We start from the raw sequence: 25,007 nt of genomic DNA, 5'->3' as shown, positions 1-25,007 counted from the left end.
ACCACTGTCCAGTTCATCGAGGCAATTCAACACGATCGCTGATGGTTCCCATCATCAACCGAGGTAGGGAGACGAGAATGAAACGAACATCAAACGCCCGAACGCCCGCAGGAGGGCGCTCGACCCTCCTGGTCGGCTTCATGTTGCTCGCGGCCACAGGGTGCGTGGCGGCTGACGGCCCCGAACAGCTCGATGATCTGGAGCAGAGCGAGCAGGTCGGAGAGACCGCTGAAGCCATCACGGACGGCTGGACGGAGCTGGACCTCGACAACGGTTGGGAGAACTATTGGGGAACCACCAACCCTCCCGCCATCGGAAAGGTCGACGGTATCGTGACGTTCCGGGGTGCTCTGAAAGCGACAAACCCGACGAGCGACTCGCCCTTCAGCTTGCCGTCCGGCTTCCTGCCTTCTACGGCCACCAATCTCAATCTAAGGATTGTCCTGTCTGGCGGCGTGGGCGGGACGCTTCACTTCGACCTCAGCGGCGCGGCGCACATCGTTCAGGACGGCGCGTCTCCGCCTGGGCTGGGGAATGCCGCGAAGACCCTCACCTCGCTGGACGGTGCCTCCTTTGACCAGAGCTTCGGAGTGGACGACCCGCTCGCTCCGGAAGGGAATTGGACATACTTATACGGGCATCGGCTCGGTGGGCCAGTGTTATTCGGAGCCTATGTAAAGAACGTGGGCGGCTTCGTTCGCTTCCAGGGTCTGCTGGCCAATAGCGCCGCAAACGACTACGACGGTTTTCTCTTCAACCTTGGCACCGATTTTCGTCCCAGCAACACCGTCTACGTGCCAGCGGACCTCGGCGGTGCGAGCTTTGGACAGCTCACCATCTATCCGAGCGGCGACGTCTACGTCAACGGGAACGCCACGGCCGCGAAGAACGGCACGTCGCTCGAAGGCGTGTGGTTCTCCAAGACGCTCAGCGGCAACGTCGCGCTGTCTCTGGACAACGGCTGGGGCGCCTACTCAGCGCGATCCGTCAAGGTGGGCAAGTACGGGGGTGTCGTTCGTTTCCAGGGAGCCATCTCCGGTGGAACGAGCACCACGGTGGGCACACTCACCGACTCGAACATGTGGCCGCCGAAGACCGTCTATCTGGTGGCGGCTGCATACGGCCCGACGCCCGCGAGGATCATCGTCACAACGAGCGGCGTCGTGCAAGTCGACACCCCCAGTCTGACCACCGCCTCGCTGTTCCTGTCGCTCGACGGCGTGTCTTTTGCGCTCTGATCGCCTCTGAAGAGACGTGTCCAGCCGGGGAAATCCCGGCTGGACGCGAGCGTCACAAGCTCCAAACATCATCTAAATGACCAAGGGTTCTCGACTGTTGGTAAGTCCCGAACCATCAGAAGCTCGCCCGATGCCATGGTCCGGGAGTTCCTTCGGCGTGTCCGATTGTCCCCACGGTCGGCAGGTCCGGGAACCAGCAGGGGCAACGCTGCGGACGCCACGTTCCGAGGATACCTTGCCCACGAGCCGCGGTCGGATCGAGCACGTGATGCCATGCACACGCTCGACTGAGCGCCTCCCTCCCCTCGCGGTCGGCCTGGCCCAGCCTTAGATTCGAACCGCTGACCGTGGATGGATCCGGCTCGCCGGGAGGGCGGCCGCTCCGCTCGTTTAGAGGAGGAAATCCCGATGCGTCCTGTTATGCCGACCCTCGCGCGCCCCGTGATCGCGTCGCTCGCGATTGGGGCAATGACCTGTATTTCCTCGACCGCCCTCGCCGGGCGCCGCTCCGCCGAGAGCCACTTGGCCGATCAGCGCGGCGCTGCCTCGGAGAACGCCGAAAAGCGGATTATCACCATCACCGGCACTGGCGAGGTCTCGCGGCCCGCGGATTCGATGCGCACGAGCATCGGCGTCGAATCCCGCGCCACCACGCTCAAGGCCGCGCGCCGCGAGGCCGCGACCAAAGCGCAAGCCATCCTCGCGGCCCTGCGTGGCCTCGCGATCCCGGGGCTGGAGATCCGGACCGTGGACATCTCCCTCTCGCCGATCACAGAGTCGCGCGCAGGGTATGAGGCCGCGACCGAGCCCAGGATCATCGGCTATTCGGCCTCCAACCAGCTCTCCGTCGTGCTGAAGGGCGCCTCGCCGAAGGTGCTCCAGGCCGCGGGCTCACAGATCCTCGAGGCGGCGCTCGCCGCGGGCGCCAACGACGTCAGAGGGATCGATTTTTTCCTCAGTAACCCCACCGAGGCGCGCCGTATGGCCCTCGCGGCCGCCGTGGAAGACGCGCAGGCGAACGCCGCCGCCGTGGCCAGGGCGGCGAATGTCCGTGTCGTCGAGCTCCAAGCGATTTCGACGGATCGGCAAGAGCTCTACGTGGCCCAGAAGGGCGTGTTCATGGGGTCGATCGCGGGCGGCTTCCCCGTCGAGCCCGGCAATATCCGGGTGACAGCCGAGCTGACGGTCCGCGTCGCGTTCGCCCCGTAGTCGTCCCCGCGAAAGCTCAGCGCGCCGGTGATGAGAAAGCGCTCCGACGCGTCGGCACCTGCCCAGGCCGAGCGCGTGCGCGCCTCGACGACCTGCGCGCGGCGCCGAGATCTTTCGCCCCGGCGCTGCTTACGGATGCGTACGATCTTCTCTCACGAAATCGTCACCCGTCCGCCAGAAGGCCTGGTAGCCTCCGCGCGCTGCTCGTCCTGCCGGTGGCCGCGGCGCCGTCGAGGCGAGCGTGCGGCGGAGTTCGTCGCTCGGGCGTGCTCTCCCGCTTGACACCGCGCCGCCCCTTCGCGCGCACGCGCGCGTGCCATAGGTCGACCCGCCAGGCCAAGAAAGCGGACGACGTCAGTCGCCGGGCGCTGGTAGCCTTCCGGCCATGCCGATCGAACCGCCCGACCCGCTGAACCTCGCCCGCTTCTTCCAGCACTTCCTCGTCTTCATCGGCCTCGGGACCGCCGTGCTCCCCCGAGCCCTCCAGCGTCCGCGCCGACGCCCCTCGAAGCCGTAGGAGGCGCGAGCGCGCCCGACACCTCCCGTGCTCCCGGAGCGGCGGAGCGCGGTTTTTGGCCCGCAACCGAGCCCCGCGTACCGTCGGCGGGGTGATCCCCTCGCTGTACGGCCTCGCCGTCCTGTCGGCGGCCCTGGCCTTGGTCGTCGCGCGGCATCGCCCCGAGCACCGCCCGGTCGCATGGCTCCTCGGGTACGGGGTCGCCTCCGACGTCGTGCGCCGGGTCGTCCGGCTCTACGTCTTGCAGCCAGCGCGGGCCGAGCTCGGGGGAGCCCCTTTCACGGGTTGGGTTCGCGTCGCTGGCCACGTCGAGTCCGCCCTGTTCGTCGGCTGGATGGCGGGGGTGGCGGCGCTCGCGGTGTGGATCTTCGGACGGCGGCGACCGTGGGGCGTGCTCGCGATCTACGTCGTGGCGGTCGCGGTCCTCGCCGCGGGATACCCGACCTTCCGCGGTGAGCTCCTCGGCAAGGCCTATCTCGCCTTGCAGCTCGCGGCGCTGTGCGTGTCGGTCGGGTTCCTGCTCCGGTGGTTCGTCGGGAGGGAGCGGGCGAAGGTGCACCACGTCGCTGCGGCCCTGATCGTCATCACAGAAGTGTCGATGCTCGCGGGCCCGTACCGCTTCGGCGTCTTCACGACTTGGGATCTCGCGCAGTCGATGCTGATTGCGTTGTACGTCACGATCGTTCCTGTCCAGGGGGTGGCGGTATGGCGACGGACGCCGTAGCGTTCACGCTCGCTCAGCTCATCGTCTTTCTCCTCGCGATCATCGTTCGCGATCGAGGCTTTGCACCAAAGCGCCTCACGTCTGCCGATCTCGGCGCGCAGGCGGGCCTCATCCGCGCCCTCATCGCGCGCTACCTTCGTGGTAGCCGGGCGACACGCGAGGACGTCAACGACCTCGCGCAAGACGTCCTCCTCGCCGCGTGGGAGTCCAGCGAAGAGGGCCGCTACCGACCCGACCCGGACGTGCAGCCCGCGGAAGCGCTTCGTGTCTGGCTGCGGGCGCTGGCCTATCACCGCGTCCGCCATCACCTCGAGAGTGCCCGGGTGCGGCGCGAGGAAATCGTCGCGGCCCCGCCGCGCGCGTCGCACGAGGCACCGACTCCGGAGCAAGCCCTCGAGCGCGAGGAGATGCGCCGGGCCTTCCTCGAAGCCTTGCACCAGCTACCCGAGCACGAGGGCGCGGTGATCGCGGCTCACGACGTTTTCGAAATGTCGATGGAGGAGGCTGCAGAGCAGCAGGACGCGCCGGTCAGCACGGCCTACAGGTGGCGCGCCCGCGGGATCGCTGCGCTGACCCGGGCGCTCCGCCCGCAGCGCCGGTGAACACCGCCGCTGCGCCCTGGTAGCGTCGCCGCATGATCTACCCGCCGCAGGACGCTGAGATTGTCGATCCTCCACAAACCCGGCGTGACTGCAAGCCCCATCCATCCGCACTCTCTGGAACCCGGCGATGGGGATCGTCGACGCCGTGAAGCCGATCGCGGAGCGGCCCATCGAGCGCCGCGAGGACTACCGGCGCACGCTGAAGGGCTCGAAGCGATGAGCGTCGAGCGGGATCCCGGCGCGTCGGGATCTCCGCGGCCGACCTCGGCGACGTGGGCGACGTGGACGACGCGGCGTTCCGGGACGGCTTCCGCTCGGTGCGCCCGCCCCGCGCTGGTCCCGCCTTCCGCTCCTGGCCGCTCGCCGCGGTCCCCCACCCGCGCGATCGGCCGACGCGCGATCGGCATTCACATCGGCCGAAACGTCGCCGTGCTTGCATCTGCTGCCCGTTCCTGGCTACCCGTCCATGCAAGGAGGGTCCCATGGCAACGACCGCTGTTCTCCAGTTCCTCTCTGACTGGCAGCACACGCAGCAGGGTCCGATCGAGCGCGGGGGGAAGCTCAGGATCGAGTATCCGCTGAACCGCCTGCCGCGCTGCTTCACGACATGGCGCGGCGCCGAGATCGGCGACATCACCGCGTACGTCCGCTTCCACCCGCGCGGCGCGATCGTGCAGGGGAGCGTCGTCGAGGAGGTGCGGGCCCCGGGGGATCCGCCCGGGCACGTCGTCGCGCACAAACCCGCGCCGCTGGAGATCTCCGTGCCCGACGACGCGACCCAGGCGGAGATCTGGTTCCATGGCTTCTCCCAGACCAGCCGCCGCTGCGAGGCGTGGGACAGCCGCTTCGGCGACAACTACTGGTTCGACGTGGGCGGCCCGCCGCCGCGGATCCCGGCGCAGCCGGTCGTCTACCGCGCGGGGGCGCAGCGGCGACCCGATATCACGAACGTCCGGGCCTTTCGGGTCTCGAAGGTCTACGCGTTCCCGAGGCCCGTACAAGGGCCGATCGCGGGGACAGACATCCAGACACACCTGGACCTCGACGCGTGGGTCAGCCATTCGGCGTGGGGCGCCAACGCATGGATCGATGTCCACGTGTTCGACGGCCACGACGCGCTCGTCCACGCCGAGACGCTCACGCTGGCCTATACGGGGTGGGGCCCGAATCAGCAGTTCAGCTTCGCTGGCAAGATTTTCCAGGGCTCCACGGCGACGCCAGGGTCGGTGTCGCCACGGCCGGACGCGCGCAAGGTCCAGCTCCGGCTCTACTACGAGATCGACGGCCAGGTGTTCACGGATGGAGTCCTGCACCAGGCCGAGCTCCCCGAGGACGCGCGGATCTGATCGACGCCGCCTGCCGTGGGAGAGCGCCCCATGGTAAGAAGGCGCTCCCATGGCGAGCCGCTTCTACGTCACGACGCCCATCTATTACATCAACGATGTCCCGCACCTCGGCACCGCCTACACGACGATCGCCGCGGACGTGCTCTGCCGCTACCACCGGCTGCGCGGCCACGAGAGCCGCATGCTCACCGGCACGGACGAGCACGGCCTCAAGATCCAGCGCGCCGCCGAGGCGCGCGGCGTCGCGCCGGGCGCCCACGCCGACGAGATCGCCGCCGTCTTCCGCGCCACGTGGCCGAAGCTCGGCTGCGCTCCCGACGACTTCATCCGCACGAGCGAGCCTCGCCACAAGAAGGCCGTGCAGGAGCTATGGAGCCGCATCAAGGCGCGCGGGGACATCTACCTCGGCCACTACGAGGGGCTCTACTGCGTCGGGTGCGAGGCCTACTACACCGAGAAGGACCTGGAGCAGCCCGGGAACGTCTGCCCGCTGCACAAGAAGCCCGCCGAGAGCGTCAAGGAAGAGAGCTATTTCTTCCGCCTGTCCAGGTACGGAGACGCGCTGCTCGACTATTACAAGCGCAACCCGACCTTCGTGCAGCCGGCGAGCCGCCTGAACGAGGTGACGAGCTTCGTGCGCGAGGGGCTCCAGGATCTGTCGGTCTCCCGCACCACGTTCCAGTGGGGCATCCCCGTCCCTGATGACCCGAAGCACGTCATGTACGTCTGGTTCGACGCGCTGGCGAACTACATGACCGCCCTCCGGGAGCCGGAGGACAACACGCGCTTCTGGCCCGCGGACGTGCACCTCGTCGGCAAGGACATCCTGCGCTTCCACGCCGTGTACTGGCCTGCGTTCCTGCTCTCGGCCGGCTACAGCGAGGCGGAGCTGCCGCGCCAGGTCTTCGCCCACGGGTTCCTCACGTACAGCGGGCAGAAGATGTCGAAGACGCTCCGCAACACCATCAGCCCCGTCGACGTGGCGGTTGCCCTCTCCGAGGCGGCCGCGACGGCCGTGCCCGGCGGCCCGGGCGCAGCGGCCGGCGCGCCGCAGGTCGGGGTGGACGTGGTGCGCTATTGCCTGATGCGCGCGATCTCGTTCGGCCAGGACGGCGACTTCAGCCTCCAGGACGTGCTGTCGCGGTATGGCTCGGAGCTCGGCAATGCGCTCGGCAACCTGCTGAACCGCGTGCTCCCGTTCGCCGACGAGGTCCCCGCGAAGGGGGCGCCGGGCCCGCTCGAGGAGGAGCTCGCCGGCGCGCACCGGCAGGCCGCGGCGGCCGCGGCGGCCGCGCTCGACGCGAACCAGCCGACGCGCGCGCTCGACGCGATCTGGACGGTGATCGCCGCGGCGAACCTCTACATCGACAGGGCCGCTCCGTGGGTGGCCAAGAAGACGGACCCGGCGCGCCTCGGGACGATCATCGCGACCTTGATCGAGCAGCTCGAGGCGATCAGCGTGATGATCTCCCCCGTGATGCCGGTCGTGGCGGGCAGGATGCGCGAGCAGCTCGGGCTGCCGCCGATCGCGTTCGAGGAGGGCAGCGATCGGTGGCCGATGGCGCTCCCCGCGCGAGCGCCCGGCGAGAAGCTTCGCAGGGGCTCGCCCATCTTTCCGCGCCTCGAGAAGGAGAAAGAGGCCGAGCTGCTCGCCCGGTTCGCCCCGCCACGGCCGGACGCCGAGCCGGCAAAGGCCGATTCCGGCGCGAAGGCCGCGCCAGCGGCGAAGGCCGATTCCGGCGCGAAGGCCGCGCCAGCGGCGAAGGCCGATTCCGGCGCGAAGGCCGCGCCGGAGACGACGGCCGCGCCCGCGGCGAACGGCGGCGCCGAGGCGCCCTCGCCGGCGCGCCAGGGCAAGGGCCCTGTGGCGTTCGACGATTTCGCCAGGCTGGACCTCCGGATCGGCGTTGTCGCGAGCGCCGAGCGCGTGAAGAAGAAGGATCGGCTGCTCGATCTGCGCGTCGACACCGGCGACGGCGCGCCACGGCGCATCATCTCGGGCATCGCGGCGAGCTACGCCCCGGAGGAGCTGGTGGGCAAGCGGGTCGTCGTCATCTGCAACCTGCCGCCGCGCGACTTCGGAAAAGGGCTCGTGTCCGAAGGCATGCTGCTGACCGCCGAGGTCGAGGGGCGAGTCCGCACCATCACGGTCGAGGACGCCGCGCCGGGCACGCCGGTGCTCTGATACCGCACGTCGCCACGCGATTCACGTCACAGCGAAAGGGCGGCCGCACGGCCGGATCGCGGTCGCCGCGCCGCGATCGTGCTTTTCATGCCGGTGGGCGGTGGACCGCCGGGGATGCCGGTCCGCGCGCCGGGGGGCATGCTAGAACAGGTCGATGCGCGCTTGCCTTGGCACGAGGAGGCGGTGAGCATCTCGCTGCGGGGGCGCGATGCCGTGGCGCTGGCCCTGGCGGTCGCGGCGCACGTCGCGCTCCTGGCTGCGCCGACGCCGGAGCGGCCCCCCGATGGCCCCGCCGAGCCGCCGGCGGTCGTGGATGGAATCGATTTCGAGATCGAACCCCCCGCTCCCCAGGCCGCAGCCGCGGCGCCGGAAGGAGACGCGCCGGCCGCGGGCGAGCCGGAGGCGGCCGGCGAGATCGGCAAGGCCGCTCCGGCCGACAAGGCGCAGGCGCCCGCGCCGGGCGCCGCCGCCGCCAAGGTCGCCTCGGCCGAGCGCGCGAGGCCGGCGCCGGCCGCCCCCGCCGCCTCGCCGGAGGCTGCGTCTCCGAAGGCCGCCTCGCCGGAGGCCGCGCCGTCCGCAGCCGAAGCCGCGGCCCAGCCTGCGGCCGAGGCCCCTGCGCCCGCCGAGGCCCCTGCGCCCGCCGCCAGGGTCCCTGCGCCGGCCGCCGAGGCGCCCGGGGCCCCGGGGACGGCGCCGCCCGGCGACGAGTACGGCGGGGCGCCTCCCGCGGCCGGCGGGGGCGTCGCGCTCGCGCCCGGGATCGGGACGCCCCTCTGGACGGTGCCCGGCCTGCTCCCCGGCCCCGACGCGCCGCGCGCCGCCCCGACGGCCGCCCCGAGCGCGCGCCCCGTGGATCCGGCGATCGCGGGCAAGGTGCTGAACGAAACGCTGCACAGCAAGGACAAGAGCGTCGGGATCAGCGTCCCGGCCGCGGGCGCGGTGGCGAGCACCCTGGCGGACATGGTGCGCTCCTCGGCCGCGCCGCTCGACGCGCGCGCGACGTTCGAGGTCAAGCTCGGCGCCGACGGCCAGGTGCTCGGCGTCCGGCTTGTGGGCGCGTCGGCCGGGGACGGCCCCACGTGGGATCGCATCGTGGACGCGGCCAAGGGCGCGCTCGCGGGGAGCGCGCTGCAGATGGGGCCTGACCGGCAGCCGGTGACCGTGACGGTCAAGGTCCAGTCCAAGGTGCAGTATCCGTCCGGCAGCAGGAAGAAGCCGAAGACGGAGCTCGTGTGCGCCGAGGAGGTGCTCGAGCAGCTCCAGCAGGCGATGGAGGAGCCCGGTGGCCTCGGCCACCTGCGCGGCCCGGGTGATGGATCGCCGCCGGCGGGCGACATGGATGAAGAGGAGCGAAAGAGGATCTTCTGCATCCCTGTCGGGCTCCGCGCCAAGGGCGATCTGTCCGACGTCGGGGCGCACCGGATCAACGTGGTCTCGGCGTCGTTCGCGGTGAAGCGCGAGGGCGAGCGCGCCCTGCCGCACGAGGACATCCTGCCGATCGACACGCGCGTGCCGTGGGCGCCCAAGGACCCGAAAAAGACGAAGCTGCCGCCGCCAAAAAAGAAGAAGTGGAAGAAGAAGAAGGAGCCTTGATGGCCTGACCCGCGCCCGGCGCGTCGGCGCCCCTCCTCCCCGGCGCGGACTTAGCGCGGCTGGCAGGTCAGGCGAAGCACCTCTCCAGGCGCGGATCGGTCCGGAGGATCGCCTCGACCTCGGATACGCAGTCGCGGGAGGAGAGGACCGTGTAGTAGCCGGGTTTGATCTCCGGCGCGACGCGGACCGCCTCGATCCACTCGTCGAGCGAGAACGGGTCTGCCCGGATCGCATCCCAGAAGCCCGTCGCGTCGAGGACGGCGGCGATGAGGTCCGTGTCCCGCCCCTGGAGCTGGCTGACCACGTAGGCGGCCGTGCCGACCTGCAGCCCGTGGAGCCGCGGCCGGCCGGAGGTCTGGTCGAGCGCGTGCGAGATAAGGTGCTCGCTGCCGCTCGCCGGCCGGGACGACCCGGCGATCTCCATGGCGATGCCGTTCAGCATGAGCGCCGTCGCGAGCAGGCGCATGCCCTCGAGGTCGCGCCGGGGGCGCGCGATGAACTGGAACACTGTCGCGTCCGAGAGCAGGGCGGCGAAGTCGTTGACCGGCTCGCCGCGCGCGCGGAACGCGAGCTTCCAGTCGTGCACCGCGGTGACCTTGGCCGCGAGATCGCCCACGCCGGAGAGCCACAGGACCTCCGGCGCGCGCAGGCAGACCTCGGTGTCGACCACCACGCCGAACGGCACCGCGCACGGGAGCGAGCGGCGCCTGCCGCCCACCGTGAGGCTCGCCGAAGGGCTGCAGAAGCCGTCGTTCGAGAGCGAGGTGGGCACGGCGAGGAACGGCAGCCGGGCGAGCGACGCGAGGTATTTGGCCGTGTCGAGGGCGCGGCCGCCGCCGAGCCCGACGATCGCGTCGCACCGCGCGGGGAGCGCGGGCAGGAGCGCCGAGGCCTCCTCGACGCTGGCCGAGGCGACCTCGCGCCGGGCCACGACCTCGATCTCCTGCGCGTCCAGGCCCTCGCGCATCGCCGCCTCGATGGCGGCCGGCGTCCCCGCGCTCGCGAGCAGCAGGACGTGGCGGCGCACCGCCCGCGCGAGGTAGAGCCCGCTGCGCGGGAGCGCCCCGGGCTTGATGCGCACCAGCGTGGGGATGCCGATCTGGGTGGCTGCGGGCATGCGCGGGTCTCCTAGAAGGCCGAACAGGTTGAAAGTCGTCTAAATTTAATGGATTGCGAAACCCAACGATCCGCCGGGGACCAAGCTCCAAGGGAATGCGGGAAAGAAGAAACCGCAAGGGCGCGAGGGGCGCAAGGGATGAGAGATGAGATATTTGTATCTTCCCTTGCGCCCCTCGCGCCCTTGCGGTTTCTTCTTCTCTTTCCGCTAGTTTCCCGAGGCCCTAATGTGATCGGTGTTCTAGGCCCGCCGCCGCGGCGCGGCCAGGGGACACCGAGGGCGCCTTCGACATCGAGGCGATCCAGACGGCGGTCGAGCTTATCTAGATCCAGCGACCCGCGGTCAAAAACGAGGTTCCTTGCTCGCCTCCCTCCCGGGAAAGTGACGCTGCGGGCGCCTGGGGTCGATCAGGTACTCGCGCTCTCGGTACTCGAAGTAGTCGAAATCGGCCGGGCGCGCGGTACCCGACATGTCCTGGCACGCCATGCCGACGAACGCACCGGTGAAGTTGGGAAGGCCGGGCGCGGAGGCCTCGTCCGAGAGGATGCTTGCGTCCAGGTGCTCGGGGAACCAGCTCCAGTCCATACCGTCGAGGCTGTAGGCGAAGTAGAGCCGGTCGTTGTCGAGCTCGGCGCGCAGGTGCACGGGCGCGGCGCCCGGGATGGGGACGGGTGCGGTGAAGGCGTCCGCCATGACCCCATCCGGAATCGCCGACATGATCTGGATATAGCGCCCGACCGTCTCATCGCGCGAGATGTGCAGGTAATGGAACTTGCTCGCGTTGTAGTAGCAGATGAGGCCGGCCATCTGCTGATGGTGCTCGGGCGCGAAGTCGACCGACGTGACCGCGGTGTAGCAGTGAGCCTGCTGGCGGCGTGCGACGAGCGACTGGCGGAACAGGCTGCCGAGCGACTCGCGGCCGTAGAGCCGGAGATGACCGGGACGTGCGGTGAGGCTGAACAGCTCGTCGGGATAGGGTGAGCGCAGCCACTGGAAATCGATCGGCAGCTGCGGTGAATCGAAGTCCTCGCGCGCGGCCGGGGCGGGGAAGGGATGCGCGGGCAGGCCGGGGGCTGGGACCTCGACGCGCGGGACATTTTCACCATCGGCCGTGCGAAGCCAGCCGTCGTCCGACCAGACCATCCTTTGGATCGCGGTCTCGCGGCCGAGCGTCGAGCGCCCGCGGTTCGGGATGGGACGGCTGCACAGGTGGACCATGTACACGTCGCCCGACGGCGTATCGCAGAGGTCAGCGTGGCCCGCGCGCTGCAGCGCGACGTCGGCGCGAGCGCGCGAGGTCAGGATGTACGTCTCGGGGTGCAGCTCGTACGGGCCGGTGAGGTCACGGGAGCGCGCCATGGTGACCGCGTGGCCCTGGTACGTGCCGCCCTCGGCGGTGATCAGGTAGTAGGAGCCGCCGCGCTTGTAGATGTGCGGACCTTCGGTGTAGCCGATCGGCGTGCCTTTGAAGATGTTCGTGACAGGCCCGACGAGCTTGCGCTCGGCGTGCGAGTATTCCTGGAGCACGATGCCGGCAAAGCGATTGCGGCCGGGCCGGTGGTCCCACAGCATGTTGCTCAGATACTTGCGGCCGTCGTCGTCGTGGAACAGCGAGGGGTCGAAGCCGCTCGAGTTGAGATGAACGGGATCCGACCACTCGCCGTCGATGGTGGGGCTGGTCACCAGGTAGTTGTGGAAGTCGCGCATCGACGCGCCGGACGCGCCGCCGACGCTGGTCCGGCCGTAGCGCTTCACGTCGGTGTAGATCAACCAGAACAGGCCATCCGCGTGCGTCAGGCACGGCGCCCAGACGCCGCACGAATCGCCGTCGCCGAGCAGGTTCAACTGGCTCGCGCGGTTGAGCGGACGCGAGAGCAGACGCCAGTGCACGAGGTCGCGCGAGTGGTGGATCTGCACGCCGGGGTACCACTCGAAGGTCGAGGTCGCGACGTAGTAGTCGTCGCCGACGCGGACGATGGACGGATCGGGGTTGAAGCCCGGCAGGATCGGATTGCGGATGACGGTATCAGGCATGGATGACTGGCTCGCCGGCGATGGTCCAGAGGACGATCGCGCCGAGGATATCGAAAGACGAAGCTGCCGCCGCCAAAAAAGAAGAAGTTGAGGAAGAAGAAGGAGCCTTGAGGGCCCGCCCGCGCCCGGCGCGCCGCCGGGCGTCCTGAAGCTGCGCCTCCCGCGATCAGAAGCCCCACACGAGCGGGACGACGACGACGGTGGTCGCGAGCACGAGGAGCTGCAGCGGCAGCCCGACCCGCGTGAAATCGTTGAAGCGATAGCCGCCTGGCGCGATGACCAGGACGTTCACCGGAGAAGCGATCGGCGTGGCGAACGCCGCGGAAGACGCGAACGCGACGCCGATGAGCAACGGCTCCGGCGCGAGGCCCAGCGCGTCGGCCAGGCGGACCGCGAGGGGGGCCATGAGCAAGGCCGTCGTGGTGTTGGAGAGGACCATCCCGATGGCCGAGGTGAAGAGGACGAGCAAGCCGAGGACCACCGTGGGCCGCGCCCCGGTCAGGAGCGCCTCGACCGCGGACACGGCGGCCCCCATCGCCCCGGTGCGCTCCAGCGCCGTGGAGACGGGGATCATCCCCGCGATGAGCACGACGCTCTCCCAGTTCACGGCGCGGTAGGCGTCGGCCGGGCGCACGCACCGCGCGAGCACCAGGAGGACCGCGGCGAGCAGCACGGCGACCACGTTGGGCAGCCACCCGAGCGCCATGATGACCAGCATTCCCAGGGTGACCCCCACGGCAGCGAGGGCGCGCTCGCGATCGACGAACACGGCGCTCGGCGCGTCGGGCTCGGCGACGAGCACGAGATCCCGCCGCTCGTCGCGAAGGTTCCTCAAGTGCTTCTGCCGCCCCTTCACGAGGAGCGTATCGCCGGCGCGGAGCTCGAGATCGCGCAGCTCGCGCGTCGCATGGAACACCGGCAGCGATCCTCCGCCTCGGCGGATCGCGAGCACGTTCGCGCGGTAGCGATCGCGGAACTTGGCCTCTCGCAGGGTCTGTCCCGCGAGCCGGGAGCGCCGCGGGAGCACGACCTCACACATGGACTCTTCGTGGGGCAACGAAAAGACGGGGCGCTCCGGGAGCGCTTCGAGCCCAAAGCGCTCTGCGAGCACGGCGATCGCGCTGTCGCTCCCGAGCACGCGCAGCTCGTCGCCCACGACGAACACGGCTTGCGGAACGACGCGCTTGGCCACGGGGCCACGAGGCCCGGAGTTCGCGATCCCCACGACGGTCACGCCGAGCTCGGCGCGGAGGTTCGCGGCGCCGAGCGTGAGGCCGGCGAGCGTCGATCGGGCACCGACACGCAAGGCGCGCAGCGACGTGTCGAGCCCGTAGTCCACCGCGAGATCGCTCAGCGTGAGCGAGCGCGGCGCGCCCGCGTCCGCCGCGTCTGCCTTGCCGGGGAGCATGCGACGACCGACCGACGCGACGTAGGCCACGCCGATCGCGAGCACGGCGAGGCCGGGGACGATGAAGCTGAAGAAGCGAAACGGCTCGCGCCCCGCCTCACGGAGCGCGTCGCTCACGAGGAGGTTCGGCGGCGTGCTGATGAGCGTCAGGTTGCTCCCGAGGTGCGCGGCGAACGCCACGGGCATGAGGAGCCTCGCGGGCGCAATTCCGCGCTTCAACGCGAGCGTCCCGACCACCGGCAGGAGGATCGCCACGGTCCCTGTGGAGCTCATGAAGGCGGACAAGAGCGCCGTCGCCCCCATCACGACCACCATCACCCTCGCCTCTCCCGATCCCGCGACGCGCTCGAGGCGGTGGCCCAGCCAATCGGCGACGCCGGTGTCCGTCAGCGCGGCCCCGACGATGAACAGGCCCGCTATCATGAGCACGGCCGGGTTGCTGAACCCGGCGAGCGCGTCGGAGACCGTGGTGACGCCCGAGAGGGTGAGCGCGAGCAAGGACATCATCGCCACGACGTCGAGCCGCAGGCGATCGCTCACGAACAAGGCGATCGCGGCTCCGAGGATGGCCAACGTGAGGGTGCCTTCGGGCATCATGCGGCGGCGCAGCCTATCCGAAGGGGCCGCAGGTCCATACCCCCTATCGCCTCACAAGGGATCATGCCGTCTTCCCCTCGGCGGGTCGAGTCGACGCGCGCGTCCAAGCGCCGCGGGAGCGCGCTTCGGTGCCGCGCCGCTCAGGGTAGCTCGAGCACGAACGAGGAGGGGCGCGCGATCAGCACGTCGCACGGCGCCGAGCGCATGAGCGATTCGGCCACGCTGCCCAGGAGGGCGCGCGAGATCCCCGAGCGCCCGTGCGTCCCCATGATGACGAGATCGGCCTTCCATCGCCTGGCTTCGCGGAGGATCGCGTCCCTCGCGTCGCCGCGCCGGACCGACGGCTCCCACGCCACGCCGAGCCCGTCGAACGAGTCGAGGAGGCGCTGGAGGCCGGCGCGCGCGTCGTCCTGGTATCGAGCCCGGTAGGCCGCGAGCTCCATCGAGGGGAGGGCGAGCGCCATCCTGTCTTCGAAGGGCACGCGGTAGGCGTGAATCGCCCGGATGCGGCTCACCTCGGGGTCGATGACCTTCGTCGCGAGCACGGCGCTCCGAAGCGCGACGTCCGAGAGCTCGACGGCGAGCAGCGGTCGCCTGTAGGCGCTCTCGGGGGCTCCTCGTACGACGAGCACGGGAGTGTCCGCGTGACGGATCGTGAGCTCGGCTGTCGACCCGAGCAGGCGCTCGAGGATCGGGCGCGTCCCGTGCCTGCCGAGGACGATCAGCTCCGCGCCGCGGCTGCGCGCATGGCGGATGATCTCGACGAACTCTCTGCCTGCGAGCACGCTCGGGACCACCTGCAGACCTGCGTTCCCCGCGCCTCGGGCGACGTCGAGGGCGCGGGCCGCGATCTCGTCGAGCGACCGACGCGCGGCCTGCTCCGCGCTCTCGTCCTCCGCGGACGAGACGGGCGCTGGCAGCACGTGAACGAGGTGCAAGGTGCTGCCCGCCGAGAGGGGGAGCCGCGCGGCGCGCTCGACCGCCGCGAGAGCACCCGGCGAGAAATCGGTCGCAGCGAGGATGTCGCCGAGGCGCGCCTCGCGGCGCGGCGTGCTCGCCGTCCGGCCGTCGCGATGGCTCGCCCGCTCCGCCTGGGCGGGCGAGCTGGAAGGAGGCGCGGGCGTGATGTCGGTGCGGCGCATCGGCTCGCCGAGCGAACATAGCAATCCGCGCGCCAAGCGTCGTGACCTGCCCTGCGCAGGGTACACGTGCCGCCGGGGGCCTGCGCGGCGCGGGAGGTGCGTCGCTCTATGCAACGGTTGCGCTCGAGGTGGCGCGGGGGCTCGCCGCGTTCCTCGAAGTCAGAGCGGGTAGGTACGGACCGATGGCCTGGGTAACGGTTCAGACCGTGAGCCCGGGTAGCACCTGGACGGACCGGGAACGGATCCCACCCATCTTTTGCCAACGCCACCTCCACCGCAGAGACGGGTGCATCTATCTTTTTGTGGAGGCACGTCCACCGCGAGACGGATCCCACCCATCTTTTTCTGGAGCCACGTCCACCCGGAGACGGATCCCACCCGTCTTTTTCTGGAGCCACGTCCACCCGGAGACGGGTGCCACCCGTCTCCCGCGTGGACGAGCCAGCTCACCCGGATGGGTTCACGGCGTATCGACCGCTCCGGACAGGGGCGCCGGGACGGGGCCGACGCATCCCAAGCTCCCTGACCCGCGTCCATCGACAAGCGTGGCCCCCATCTCTGCTCCGCTCATCCAAAGCCCCCTCCCCCACCGCGACCACGTCCCCGCGGGCCTTCACCCCGGGCAAGGCGTCTGCGCCCCCGCGGCGTGCACCCCGGCGCGCTTCCCCGGCTCGAAGCGCACCGGCAAGCGCGCCGGCCCGTGGGCGATGATCGCCTTGCGCGGCGCCCACGGCTCGTCGCTCGCGAGCCGGAGGCCCTTCAGCCGGCAGAGGAGATCCGGGAGCGCGACCCGGGCCTCTAGGCGCGCCAGCGCCGCCCCGATGCAGAAGTGGATGCCGTGCCCGAACGCAACGTGCGGGTTGGGATCACGCCCGATGTCGAAGCGGCCAGGGTCGTGAAATTGATGGGGATCCCGGTTCGCGGAGCCGATCACGGGCAGCACCAGCTTCCCGGCGGGGATCACCTGCCCGTGCACCTCGACGGCGCGCCTCGTCTCGCGGAACACCATCTGCAGCGGCGAGCGGTGGCGCAGGACCTCCTCGATCGCCGAGGGCAAGAGCTCGGGCGACGCCCGGAGGCGGAAGAGCTCCGCCGGGCTCTCGAGGAAGCACAAGATCGCGTTGTCGATGAGGTTCGTCGTCGTCTCGGTGCCCGCCGCGAGCAGGAACTGGAAGAAGCTCAGGATGTCGCTCTCCGTCAGCTGCTCGCCGTCCACCTCCGCCTCGACGAGGCGGGTCAAGAGATCCTCCGCCGGCGCCCTCCGGCGCGCCTCGATCTGGTCCGCGAGATAAGCCTTCATCTCCTCCTTCACCGCGGCGTGCTCGCTCACGGCCCTCGCCGCCTCCTCGCCGCCAGCGATCGTGTGGCTGAGGTTCGCTATCACCTCGCTCCATCGCAGGAGCCGTGCCCGGTCCTCGGCGGGGACGCCGATCATCTCCGCGATCACCATCGTGGGCAGCGGACCCGCATAGTCCGCCGCGAGGTCCATCTCTCCCCGCTCGATCCACGGCTCCAGGAGCTCGCGAGACAGCTCCCGGATGCGCGGCTCGAGGCCCGCGATCGAGCGCGGCGTGAACGCCCGCAGGACGATGGATCGAAGCTTCGTGTGGCGCGGCGGGTCGGAGAAGACGATCCAGTCCGGCGCCTTGCCGGTGGGAGGCGTCACCGCCGAGCTGAACGCGTCGTGATCGGTCAGCGCCCGCTTCACACCGTCGTAGTCGAAGACCATCCAGAGATCGAGCGGAGCGACGTAGAACACGGGAGAGCCGGTCCGCAGCTGATCGTAGAGGGGATAAGGATCCCGCCGCATCTCGTCCGGGAAAAGGTTCATCGTCGAAACCTCCGTCGTCTGGAGTCGCCGGTGGCAGCCGCCCTTCGAGAGACGATGCTAATCGATGCACCCACGAGATGGAGCGCTGGAAAGCACGGCCCGCACGGAACGCTCGCTGGCACAACCCGGACGGACGCGGCGCCCGTTCGCCGTAAATCGCCATAAACCACGGGCCTGCGCCTGACGAGACGACAGCGAACGACGTAGCGAGTCCTGGGCAACGCCTGACACGGGGCCTTTCGCGCGGACGCGGGAACCGGCCGGGGGCCGGCGCCCGTACCCAGGCCGAGCCCTCGACGCGCCGGCGCCGCTCGGCAGCGCGATTCCCGCGTTTTCAAGGCTCGAAAGGACAGGACAATGCGTATCGTCTCCTCGTTTGCCGTCGTCGCCCTCGGAGCCTCCTCTGCCCTCGCCGGCTGCATCGCCGACACGTCCGATCCGGAGCCGCTCGACGGCGAGGACGCCGCGCAGGAGGGCGTGGGCGAGGCCCGAGCCGAGCTCGGCAGCTGCTACGGCGCGTCGTGCACAGGGCAGGACCCTGGCGCGACCGGGTGCGAGGGCGACGCGGTCACGCGGGCGTCGAGCGACATCGTGTCGGGCTACTCCGTGATCGGCCGGATCGTGATCCGGTACTCGCCGAGCTGCAACGCGGCATGGGCGAGGACCGTCGTGACGAGCGGCAGCTCGTATCTCCGGGCAGAGATCACGAGGAGCTCGCCTTACGCGACGAGCCAGGCCGAGTCGCCCTCACCGACCGACGCGCTCCGCTCGCCCATGCTGGCCGTCACGCCAGGCTCCAGATTCACCGCCGTTGGCAAGATCGGCTCGTACCCTGGCATGTTTCAATTCAGCGGCACCGTCCGGGCGAACTTCTGATCCCACGGTGAACCCGGCCCTCCTCGGCGCAGCGCCGCTAGCGCCGCAGAGCCCGCCAGCCGGGCGCGCCGGCGCGCCCCCGGCCCGATCCCCGTCGATACCGCCGCGCCGAGGCCTCAGTGCTGATGTCTGTAGACCTCAATCGGCGCGGCGCAGAGCCGGATCGAGGCGCGAGATCCCCGACACACCACCGGCCCCCAGCGGACGAGGAGGCGTGCACACGCCTTGCATAGGGCACGCTGCGGACGCGCTGCGAAGCCCGGATCGCAGGAGTTCCGCCCTGTCGAGGCCGATCCGAATTCGGCCGGCCGCCCATCGAAAAGTCCACCGGTGACGTCCGGCGACGAATATAAGACGGCACGGGATTTCGAGGCAGCTCGCCGCTCTCCTCGCCGAGGATGCGGCGTTTCCCACAACTTGCCTGCGCGCCGGTGCAGTCGACGGCCGCTCGCCCAATGCACCGAAGGTGATCCTGCGCATGAGAGCCCCCTTTCCCCCCCGATGGATCTGCGGCGCCGCCGCCCTAGCCGCGGCGGCGTGGGCCGCGCCAGCGTCCGCTCAGGAGGCGGGACCTGCGCGTGGCCTCGCCCTCAACCGCTTCAGCCCCGCGCCCGCCGGCGACCGGATGTTCGGTGTGCCGTCGCCGTACGCGGCCTCGCCGAACCAGGATGGCAGCGCGACGCTCCACCTGATGCTGCTCGGTGACTATGCGCACAACCCGCTCGTGCTCACGCGGGAGGGCAGCGACGAGAACCTCGGCGCGATCGTCGGCCACCAGCTGTTCCTGCACCTGAACTCCTCGCTCACGCTCTGGGACCGGCTGCACGTCAACGTCGACCTGCCGCTCGCCGTGCTGCAGCAGGGCGACAGCCCCGCGGCCGAGGGCCTCTCGTTCAGGTCGCCGAGCGACGCGCAGCTCGGCGATCTCCGGGTGGGGCTGCGCCTGCGCCTCCTCGGCGATTACTTCGACCCGTTCCAGCTCGCCGTGGGCGGCTTCGTCTGGGTGCCGCTCGGCGACCGCGAAAACTCGTTCGTGGGCGAAGAGTCGGTCCGCGGCCTGCCGCAGCTCATCGCGGGCGGCCGGATCCCCGGCTTCGTCTGGTCGGCCGCGGCCGGCGTCGATCTTCGCGCCAACCAGACGTTCGCGCAGGTGCGGCAAGGCCTGATGTTCAACGGCGGCGCGGGCGTCGGCCTGCTGCTGGGGTCGGAGGAGCAGCTCCAGATCGGCCCCGAGGCGACCGTGTCGACGGTGCTGGAGGACCCGGGGGCGCGCAACACGAACGTGGAGGCCCTGCTCGGGCTGCGCTACCGCTTCGCGCCCACGCTCCGCGACTTCGAGCTCGGCGTCGCCGCCGGCCCCGGCTTCACGTCGGGCATCGGCACCCCGGACTTCCGCGCCGTCGCGATGCTCGCGTACTCGCCCGAGGTCCGGCGCGCGGACCCGGACCGCGACAAGGACGGCATCCTCAACGAGCAGGACGCCTGCCCGGACGTGCACGGCGTCGCGAGCGACGATCCGAAGAAGCACGGCTGCCCGCCGCCTCCGGACCGCGACAAGGACGGCATCATCGACAGCGTGGACGCGTGCCCGGACGTGGCCGGCGTCGCGAACGACGATCCGAAGAAGCACGGCTGCCCGCCGCCCGGGGACCGCGACAAGGACGGGATCACGGACGACGTCGACGCGTGCCCGGACGAGGCCGGCCCGGCGAACGACGATCCGAAGAAGCACGGCTGCCCGCCGCCCCCCGACAAGGACGGCGACGGCGTGATCGACGCGGAGGACGCCTGCCCCGATATCCCCGGTATCCGCACCTCGGATCCGGCGACGAACGGCTGCCCCGGCGATCGCGACGGCGACACGGTGCGCGACGATCAGGACGCCTGCCCCGACATCAAGGGCAAGCCCGATCCGGATCCGACGAAGAACGGCTGCCCCGTCGCGGTGCGCATGACGGAGACGGAGATCGTCATCCTCCAGCAGGTGCAGTTCGACACCGGCAAGGCGACCATCAAGAAGGTGAGCAACGAGCTGCTCGATGAGGTGGCGGGTGTGCTGAAGGAGCACCCGGAGATCGCCAAGATCGAGGTGCAAGGGCACACAGACCCGCGCGGCGGACGCGCGTACAATATCAAGCTCAGCCAGGCGAGGGCCGAGTCGGTCACGAAGGCGCTGGTCCAGCGCGGCATCGAGGCCGAGCGGCTGACGTCGAAGGGCTACGGGCCCGACGTCCCGATCGCGGACAACGACACCGACGAGGGACGCCAGAAGAACCGCCGCGTGCAGTTCAAGATCCTCGAGAAGAAGCCGAAGCAGCAGGAGGCGCCGTGAAGAGACGTTGGATCCTAGGTAGTCTTGTCGGGCTCGCCTGCGTGGGCGGGCAGGGCGGCAGCGCGCAGGCCGCGCCCGTGCTGCGCGTGGAGGTCAGCCAGAGGGGGGATTTCCTCCTGATCGGCAACACGCTCGGCTACGAGTGCGGCGTCGACGGGACGCGGCCGGTGCCCGTCGTAGGCACGGTCGGGGACTGCGGCACGAATTTGACCGACTCCTCGCCCGACGTCTTCTGGCGCGCAGACTCGCCCGCGGACGGGCAAGCGGAGGCGAACGTCGGCATCACCGCGGACCGGGCGCGGAGCTCCGCGTGGCTCACGGTGCCGGACGGCGCCACGGTCACGCACGCCTACCTCTACTGGGCCGCGCACACGGCCGCCAACGCGCCGGCGGATACCACGGTGACCCTGGACCGCCCGGGCGCGAGCGGCTTCGTGGAGGAAGTGATCGCCACCGGCCCGGACGGTGGATCGTTCATCACGGGCGAGCCGCCCGAAGAGGGCGACCCGCCGCCAGCGCCTTCGTACTACCAGTCGTTCGCGGACATCACCCCGATCGTTCAGGAGCACGGGACCGGCGCCTACCGGGTGAGCGGCGTCCACAGCAAGGAGTTCGCCAACACCTTCGACGACAACAGCTTCGCCGGATGGTGGATGGTCGTGTTCTACGCGCTCCCCACCGAGCCGCCGCGCCACCTCGCGCTCTTCCACGGGCTCGACGCGGTGAACACCCGCAACCCCGCGAGCGCCACCCTGGACGGGTTCCTGGTGCCCAACGCGGGCTACGACGCGAAGATCGGGATGGTCGCCTTCGAGGGCGACCAGGTCTGGAACGGAGACCAGTTCTTCTTCAACGACCCGATGGGGACGAACCCGCTCAGCAACGCGCAGAACCCGGCCACCAACTTCTTCAACGGCACGCGCTCCAACTCCGCTGGCCCGGTGTCGGTCTCCGGTGATCTGCCGCAGCTGTCGAGCAGGGCCGGGACTCTGGCCGGCATGGACATCGACATCCTGGACATCACCAACAGGGTGAGCGCGGGCCAGCGGTCGGCGCCGATCAGGGCGTCGAGCGCCGGCGATCTGTATTTCCTAGCCGGCTTCGTCACCTCGATTTCAACGTTCAAGCCGGACTTCACGACCTCTGTGAAGACGGCCGTCGACGTCAATGGCGGCGCGCTGCTCCCGGGCGACACGCTCCAGTACACGATCGAGGTCATCAACAGCGGCAACGACGCGTCGGTCGGCACCGTGCTCACCGATGCGCTGCCCGCGGGCGTCACCTACGTGCCGGGCTCGCTCTCGGTCGCGACCGGCGCCAACACGGGCGTGAAGACGGACGCGGCCGGCGACGACCAGGGCGAGTACGACGCCGGGACGCGCACGATCCTCGTGCGGCTCGGCGCCGGCGCGACCGGGGCGGCGGGGGGGTCGATCCCCGCCGGGATGTCGACGCGGGTGACCTTCCAGGTGAAGGTCAACGCGGACGCCTCGGGGACCATCGCGAACCAGGCGGTCGTCAACGCCGCCGGGCAGCAGGGCGCGCCCGCCGAGGACACGCCGACCGACGGCAACGGCCCGACCGACGGCGTGCCGCCGACCGAGGTCGTCATCGACACGTGCGAGACCGACGCGCAATGCGCCGCGCCGACGCCTCACTGCGACACGGCGGCGGCGCCCAACGAGTGCGTCGAGTGCACCACGGACGCGCACTGCGGGCCCCTCTCGCCGACGTGCGACCCCGACACGCGGGCCTGCACCTGCGTGCCCACGGGCGCCGAGGTCTGCGGCGACGCGATCGACAACGACTGCGACGGCGTGTTCAACAACGGCTGCGACTCGGACAACGACGGGGTCGAGGATCCCGACGAGCTCGAGGCCGGCACCGACCCGAACGACGCGGACAGCGACGATGACGGCGTGATCGACGGCGATGAGCCGAAGTTCGACGAGGACTCCGACGAGGACGGCCTCATCAACGCGCTCGACCCCGACAGCGACAACGACGGGCTCTACGACGGCACCGAGCTCGGCCTGCCCTGCGACAACGCCGCCACCAGCGCCGCCGCGGGCCACTGCCGCGCCGACGGGGACGCCGGCGCGACAAAGACCGACCCGCTCGACGCCGACACCGACGACGGCGGCGTGTCCGACGGGAACGAGGACGTCGACCTCGACGGCGTCGTCGACGAGGGCGAGACCGATCCGAACGTGCGCGCCGACGACGTGCCGCCGACGGACACCGACGGCGACGGGCTGAGCGACGACTTCGAGGAGACGATCGGGAGCGATCCGAACGACGCCGACACCGACGACGACGGCGCGCTCGACGGCCAGGAGCCGAACCCGGCCGACGACACCGACGGCGACGGCCTCATCAACGTGCGCGACGTCGACAGCGACAACGACGGGCTCTTCGACGGCACGGAGCTCGGCCTGCCCTGCGACAACGAGGACACCAACGCCGAGGCGGGCCACTGCCGCGCCGACGCGGACGGGGGCGCGACAAAGACCTCGCCGGTCGATCCGGACACCGACGACGGCGGCGTGCCCGACGGCCAGGAGGACATCAACCTCGACGGCGCGATCGACGCGGGCGAGACCGATCCGAACAACCGCGCCGACGACGGGACGCCGGAGGACTCCGACGGCGACGGGCTGATCGACGTGATCGAGGAGGAGATCGGCACCGACCCGAACGACGCGGACAGCGACGACGACGGCGTGATCGACGGCGATGAGCCGAACTTCAGCGACGATCACGACGGCGACGGCCTCATCAACGCGCTCGACCCCGACAGCGACAACGACGGGCTGTTCGACGGCACCGAGCTCGGCCTGCCCTGCGACCGCGAGGGCACCGACGCCGCCGCGGGCAACTGCATCGCGGACGCCGACCCCACGACGACGACGCACCCGCTCGACGCGGACACCGACGACGGCGGCGTGCCCGACGGCGTGGAGGACACGGACCACGACGGCGCCATCGACGCGGGCGAGACCGATCCCAACAACGGCGCCGACGACGCGGTGGGAGACGATCGTGACGGCGACGGGCTGCCCGACGCGGTGGAGGAGGCGATCGGGACCGATCCCGATGACGCCGACAGCGACGACGACGGCGCGCTCGACGGGCAGGAGATGAACCCCGGCGAGGACACCGACGGCGACGGGCTCATCAACGCGCTCGACGTGGACAGCGACAACGACGGGCTGTTCGACGGCACCGAGCTCGGCCTGCCCTGCGACAACGCCGCCACCGACGCCGCCGCGGGCCACTGCCGCGCCGACGCCGACGAGGGGGCGACGAAGACCGATCCGCTCAACGCCGACACCGACGGCGGCGGCGTGAGCGACGGCAACGAGGACATCAACCTGGACGGCGCCATCGACGAGGGCGAGACCGATCCGAACAACGGCGCCGACGACGTGCCGCCGGTGGACACCGACGGCGACGGGCTGAGCGACGCGCTCGAGGAGACGATCGGGACCGATCCGAACGACGCCGACAGCGACGACGACGGCGTGATCGACGGGCAGGAGCCGAACTTCAGCGACGACCACGACGGGGATGGGCTCATCAACGCGCTCGACCCCGACAGCGACAACGACGGGCTGTTCGACGGCACCGAGCTCGGCCTGCCCTGCGACCGCGAGGGCACCGACGCCGCCGCGGGGACCTGCATCGCGGACGCCGATCCCACGACGAAGACGAACCCGCTCGATCCGGACACGGATGACGGCGGCGTGCCCGACGGCGTGGAGGACGCGAACCACAACGGCGCCATCGACGCGGGTGAGACCGATCCCAACAACGGCGACGACGACCAGGCGGCGTGCCGGCAGGACAGCGACTGCGGCGGCGCGACGAGCGGGATGATCTGCGAGGAGCACGCCTGCGTGGACGGCTGCCGCGGCGCCGACGGCAACAGCTGCCCGTCCGGCGAGGTGTGCAGCTCGACCGACAGCACGCCGGGCACCTGCGGGCCCGCCGACGATCCCAAGGGGATCTTCGCCGAGGGCAACGGCCTCTGCGCCGCGCGGCCCACGCCCGCGAACAGCACCCCGGGCGCGATCGCGCTCCTGCCCATGCTCGCCGCCCTCGCCGGCCTCGCCCGGCGCCGCCAGCGCCGCACGGGCCGCTAGCGGACGAGGACCACGGCAGCACGCCGCCCCGCCTTCATCCGGCGGGGCGGCGCTCCCTCCAGCGGCCGTGGCGTCTCGGCGGCCTCCTCGACGGCCGCAGCGTCATGGCGG

At 70.5% G+C, this 25,007-nt stretch carries 16 protein-coding genes; 11 read left to right on the top strand and 5 right to left on the bottom strand.

Annotated features, from left to right (window positions below):
- Positions 1 to 77: 77 nt before the first annotated feature.
- The 8 genes from WME90_RS00645 to WME90_RS00610 all read left to right on the top strand — a co-directional run bounded on the left by WME90_RS00645 (position 78) and on the right by WME90_RS00610 (position 9,414).
- The gene (locus WME90_RS00645; protein ID WP_437279096.1) at positions 78 to 1,238 is read left to right on the top strand and encodes a hypothetical protein; all 1,161 of its coding nucleotides are present in this window, start codon (positions 78 to 80) and stop codon (positions 1,236 to 1,238) included.
- A gap of 420 nt (positions 1,239 to 1,658) precedes the next feature.
- Entirely contained in the window at positions 1,659 to 2,447 is a 789-nt protein-coding gene (locus WME90_RS00640) for an SIMPL domain-containing protein (protein WP_437279095.1), read from the top strand.
- Positions 2,448 to 2,832: 385 nt separating this feature from the next.
- Entirely contained in the window at positions 2,833 to 2,964 is a 132-nt protein-coding gene (locus WME90_RS00635; protein ID WP_437279094.1) for a hypothetical protein, read from the top strand.
- A 91-nt stretch (positions 2,965 to 3,055) separates the two neighbouring features.
- Positions 3,056 to 3,688 carry a hypothetical protein gene (locus WME90_RS00630; protein ID WP_437279093.1) on the top strand — a complete coding sequence of 211 codons (633 nt, stop codon included), beginning with the start codon at positions 3,056 to 3,058 and terminating at the stop codon, positions 3,686 to 3,688.
- The gene (locus tag WME90_RS00625; protein WP_437279092.1) at positions 3,670 to 4,290 is read left to right on the top strand and encodes an RNA polymerase sigma factor; all 621 of its coding nucleotides are present in this window, start codon (positions 3,670 to 3,672) and stop codon (positions 4,288 to 4,290) included. Before WME90_RS00630 ends, WME90_RS00625 begins: the two co-directional genes overlap by 19 nt.
- A gap of 482 nt (positions 4,291 to 4,772) precedes the next feature.
- The gene (locus WME90_RS00620) at positions 4,773 to 5,636 is read left to right on the top strand and encodes a DUF6209 family protein (protein WP_437279091.1); all 864 of its coding nucleotides are present in this window, start codon (positions 4,773 to 4,775) and stop codon (positions 5,634 to 5,636) included.
- Between the two features lie 49 nt (positions 5,637 to 5,685).
- Complete coding sequence (metG, locus tag WME90_RS00615; RefSeq protein ID WP_437279090.1) at positions 5,686 to 7,821, top strand: methionine--tRNA ligase; 2,136 nt, start codon at positions 5,686 to 5,688, stop codon at positions 7,819 to 7,821.
- Between the two features lie 183 nt (positions 7,822 to 8,004).
- Positions 8,005 to 9,414, top strand: coding sequence for a hypothetical protein (locus WME90_RS00610; protein WP_437279089.1), 1,410 nt, complete (start codon positions 8,005 to 8,007; stop codon positions 9,412 to 9,414).
- 67 nt (positions 9,415 to 9,481) lie between these two features.
- On the opposite strand, the gene WME90_RS00605 is transcribed toward WME90_RS00610, so the two are convergent.
- From WME90_RS00605 to WME90_RS00585, 5 genes are all read right to left on the bottom strand, one after another.
- A complete protein-coding gene (locus tag WME90_RS00605; RefSeq protein WP_437279088.1) occupies positions 9,482 to 10,531 on the bottom strand; it encodes an iron-containing alcohol dehydrogenase family protein in 1,050 nt (349 codons plus the stop codon).
- A 342-nt stretch (positions 10,532 to 10,873) separates the two neighbouring features.
- Positions 10,874 to 12,565: a glycoside hydrolase family 43 protein gene (locus tag WME90_RS00600; protein ID WP_437279087.1), complete on the bottom strand. Its 1,692-nt coding sequence runs from the start codon at positions 12,563 to 12,565 to the stop codon at positions 10,874 to 10,876.
- A gap of 166 nt (positions 12,566 to 12,731) precedes the next feature.
- Entirely contained in the window at positions 12,732 to 14,570 is a 1,839-nt protein-coding gene (locus WME90_RS00595) for an SLC13 family permease (protein WP_437279086.1), read from the bottom strand.
- Between the two features lie 140 nt (positions 14,571 to 14,710).
- Complete coding sequence (locus WME90_RS00590) at positions 14,711 to 15,712, bottom strand: universal stress protein (protein WP_437279085.1); 1,002 nt, start codon at positions 15,710 to 15,712, stop codon at positions 14,711 to 14,713.
- A gap of 613 nt (positions 15,713 to 16,325) precedes the next feature.
- Positions 16,326 to 17,543 carry a cytochrome P450 gene (locus WME90_RS00585; RefSeq protein WP_437279084.1) on the bottom strand — a complete coding sequence of 406 codons (1,218 nt, stop codon included), beginning with the start codon at positions 17,541 to 17,543 and terminating at the stop codon, positions 16,326 to 16,328.
- A 357-nt stretch (positions 17,544 to 17,900) separates the two neighbouring features.
- Here WME90_RS00585 and WME90_RS00580 point away from each other — a divergent pair, with 357 nt between their 5' ends.
- The 3 genes from WME90_RS00580 (at position 17,901) to WME90_RS00570 (ending at position 24,896) form a co-directional block, all read left to right on the top strand.
- A complete protein-coding gene (locus tag WME90_RS00580; RefSeq protein WP_437279083.1) occupies positions 17,901 to 18,419 on the top strand; it encodes a DUF2690 domain-containing protein in 519 nt (172 codons plus the stop codon).
- A 478-nt stretch (positions 18,420 to 18,897) separates the two neighbouring features.
- Positions 18,898 to 20,751 (top strand): OmpA family protein, encoded by a 1,854-nt coding sequence (locus WME90_RS00575; RefSeq protein ID WP_437279082.1) that lies wholly within the window; start codon positions 18,898 to 18,900, stop codon positions 20,749 to 20,751.
- Positions 20,748 to 24,896, top strand: coding sequence for a hypothetical protein (locus tag WME90_RS00570; protein ID WP_437279081.1), 4,149 nt, complete (start codon positions 20,748 to 20,750; stop codon positions 24,894 to 24,896). Before WME90_RS00575 ends, WME90_RS00570 begins: the two co-directional genes overlap by 4 nt.
- Positions 24,897 to 25,007: the final 111 nt, after the last annotated feature.

This window comes from Sorangium sp. So ce375 (assembly GCF_051473855.1).
Classification (GTDB): domain Bacteria; phylum Myxococcota_A; class Polyangia; order Polyangiales; family Polyangiaceae; genus Sorangium.
This window is presented reverse-complemented; position numbering and strand designations above follow the sequence as displayed.

Coding starts and splice junctions, on each gene's coding strand:
- WME90_RS00645 (WP_437279096.1), top strand. CDS start 78: ATGAAACGAACATCAAACGCCCGAACGCCCGCAGGAGGGCGCTCGACC.
- WME90_RS00640 (WP_437279095.1), top strand. CDS start 1,659: ATGCCGACCCTCGCGCGCCCCGTGATCGCGTCGCTCGCGATTGGGGCA.
- WME90_RS00635 (WP_437279094.1), top strand. CDS start 2,833: ATGCCGATCGAACCGCCCGACCCGCTGAACCTCGCCCGCTTCTTCCAG.
- WME90_RS00625 (WP_437279092.1), top strand. CDS start 3,670: ATGGCGACGGACGCCGTAGCGTTCACGCTCGCTCAGCTCATCGTCTTT.
- WME90_RS00620 (WP_437279091.1), top strand. CDS start 4,773: ATGGCAACGACCGCTGTTCTCCAGTTCCTCTCTGACTGGCAGCACACG.
- metG (WP_437279090.1), top strand. CDS start 5,686: ATGGCGAGCCGCTTCTACGTCACGACGCCCATCTATTACATCAACGAT.
- WME90_RS00605 (WP_437279088.1), bottom strand. CDS start 10,531: ATGCCCGCAGCCACCCAGATCGGCATCCCCACGCTGGTGCGCATCAAG.
- WME90_RS00600 (WP_437279087.1), bottom strand. CDS start 12,565: ATGCCTGATACCGTCATCCGCAATCCGATCCTGCCGGGCTTCAACCCC.
- WME90_RS00595 (WP_437279086.1), bottom strand. CDS start 14,570: ATGATGCCCGAAGGCACCCTCACGTTGGCCATCCTCGGAGCCGCGATC.
- WME90_RS00590 (WP_437279085.1), bottom strand. CDS start 15,712: ATGCGCCGCACCGACATCACGCCCGCGCCTCCTTCCAGCTCGCCCGCC.
- WME90_RS00585 (WP_437279084.1), bottom strand. CDS start 17,543: ATGAACCTTTTCCCGGACGAGATGCGGCGGGATCCTTATCCCCTCTAC.
- WME90_RS00580 (WP_437279083.1), top strand. CDS start 17,901: ATGCGTATCGTCTCCTCGTTTGCCGTCGTCGCCCTCGGAGCCTCCTCT.
- WME90_RS00575 (WP_437279082.1), top strand. CDS start 18,898: ATGAGAGCCCCCTTTCCCCCCCGATGGATCTGCGGCGCCGCCGCCCTA.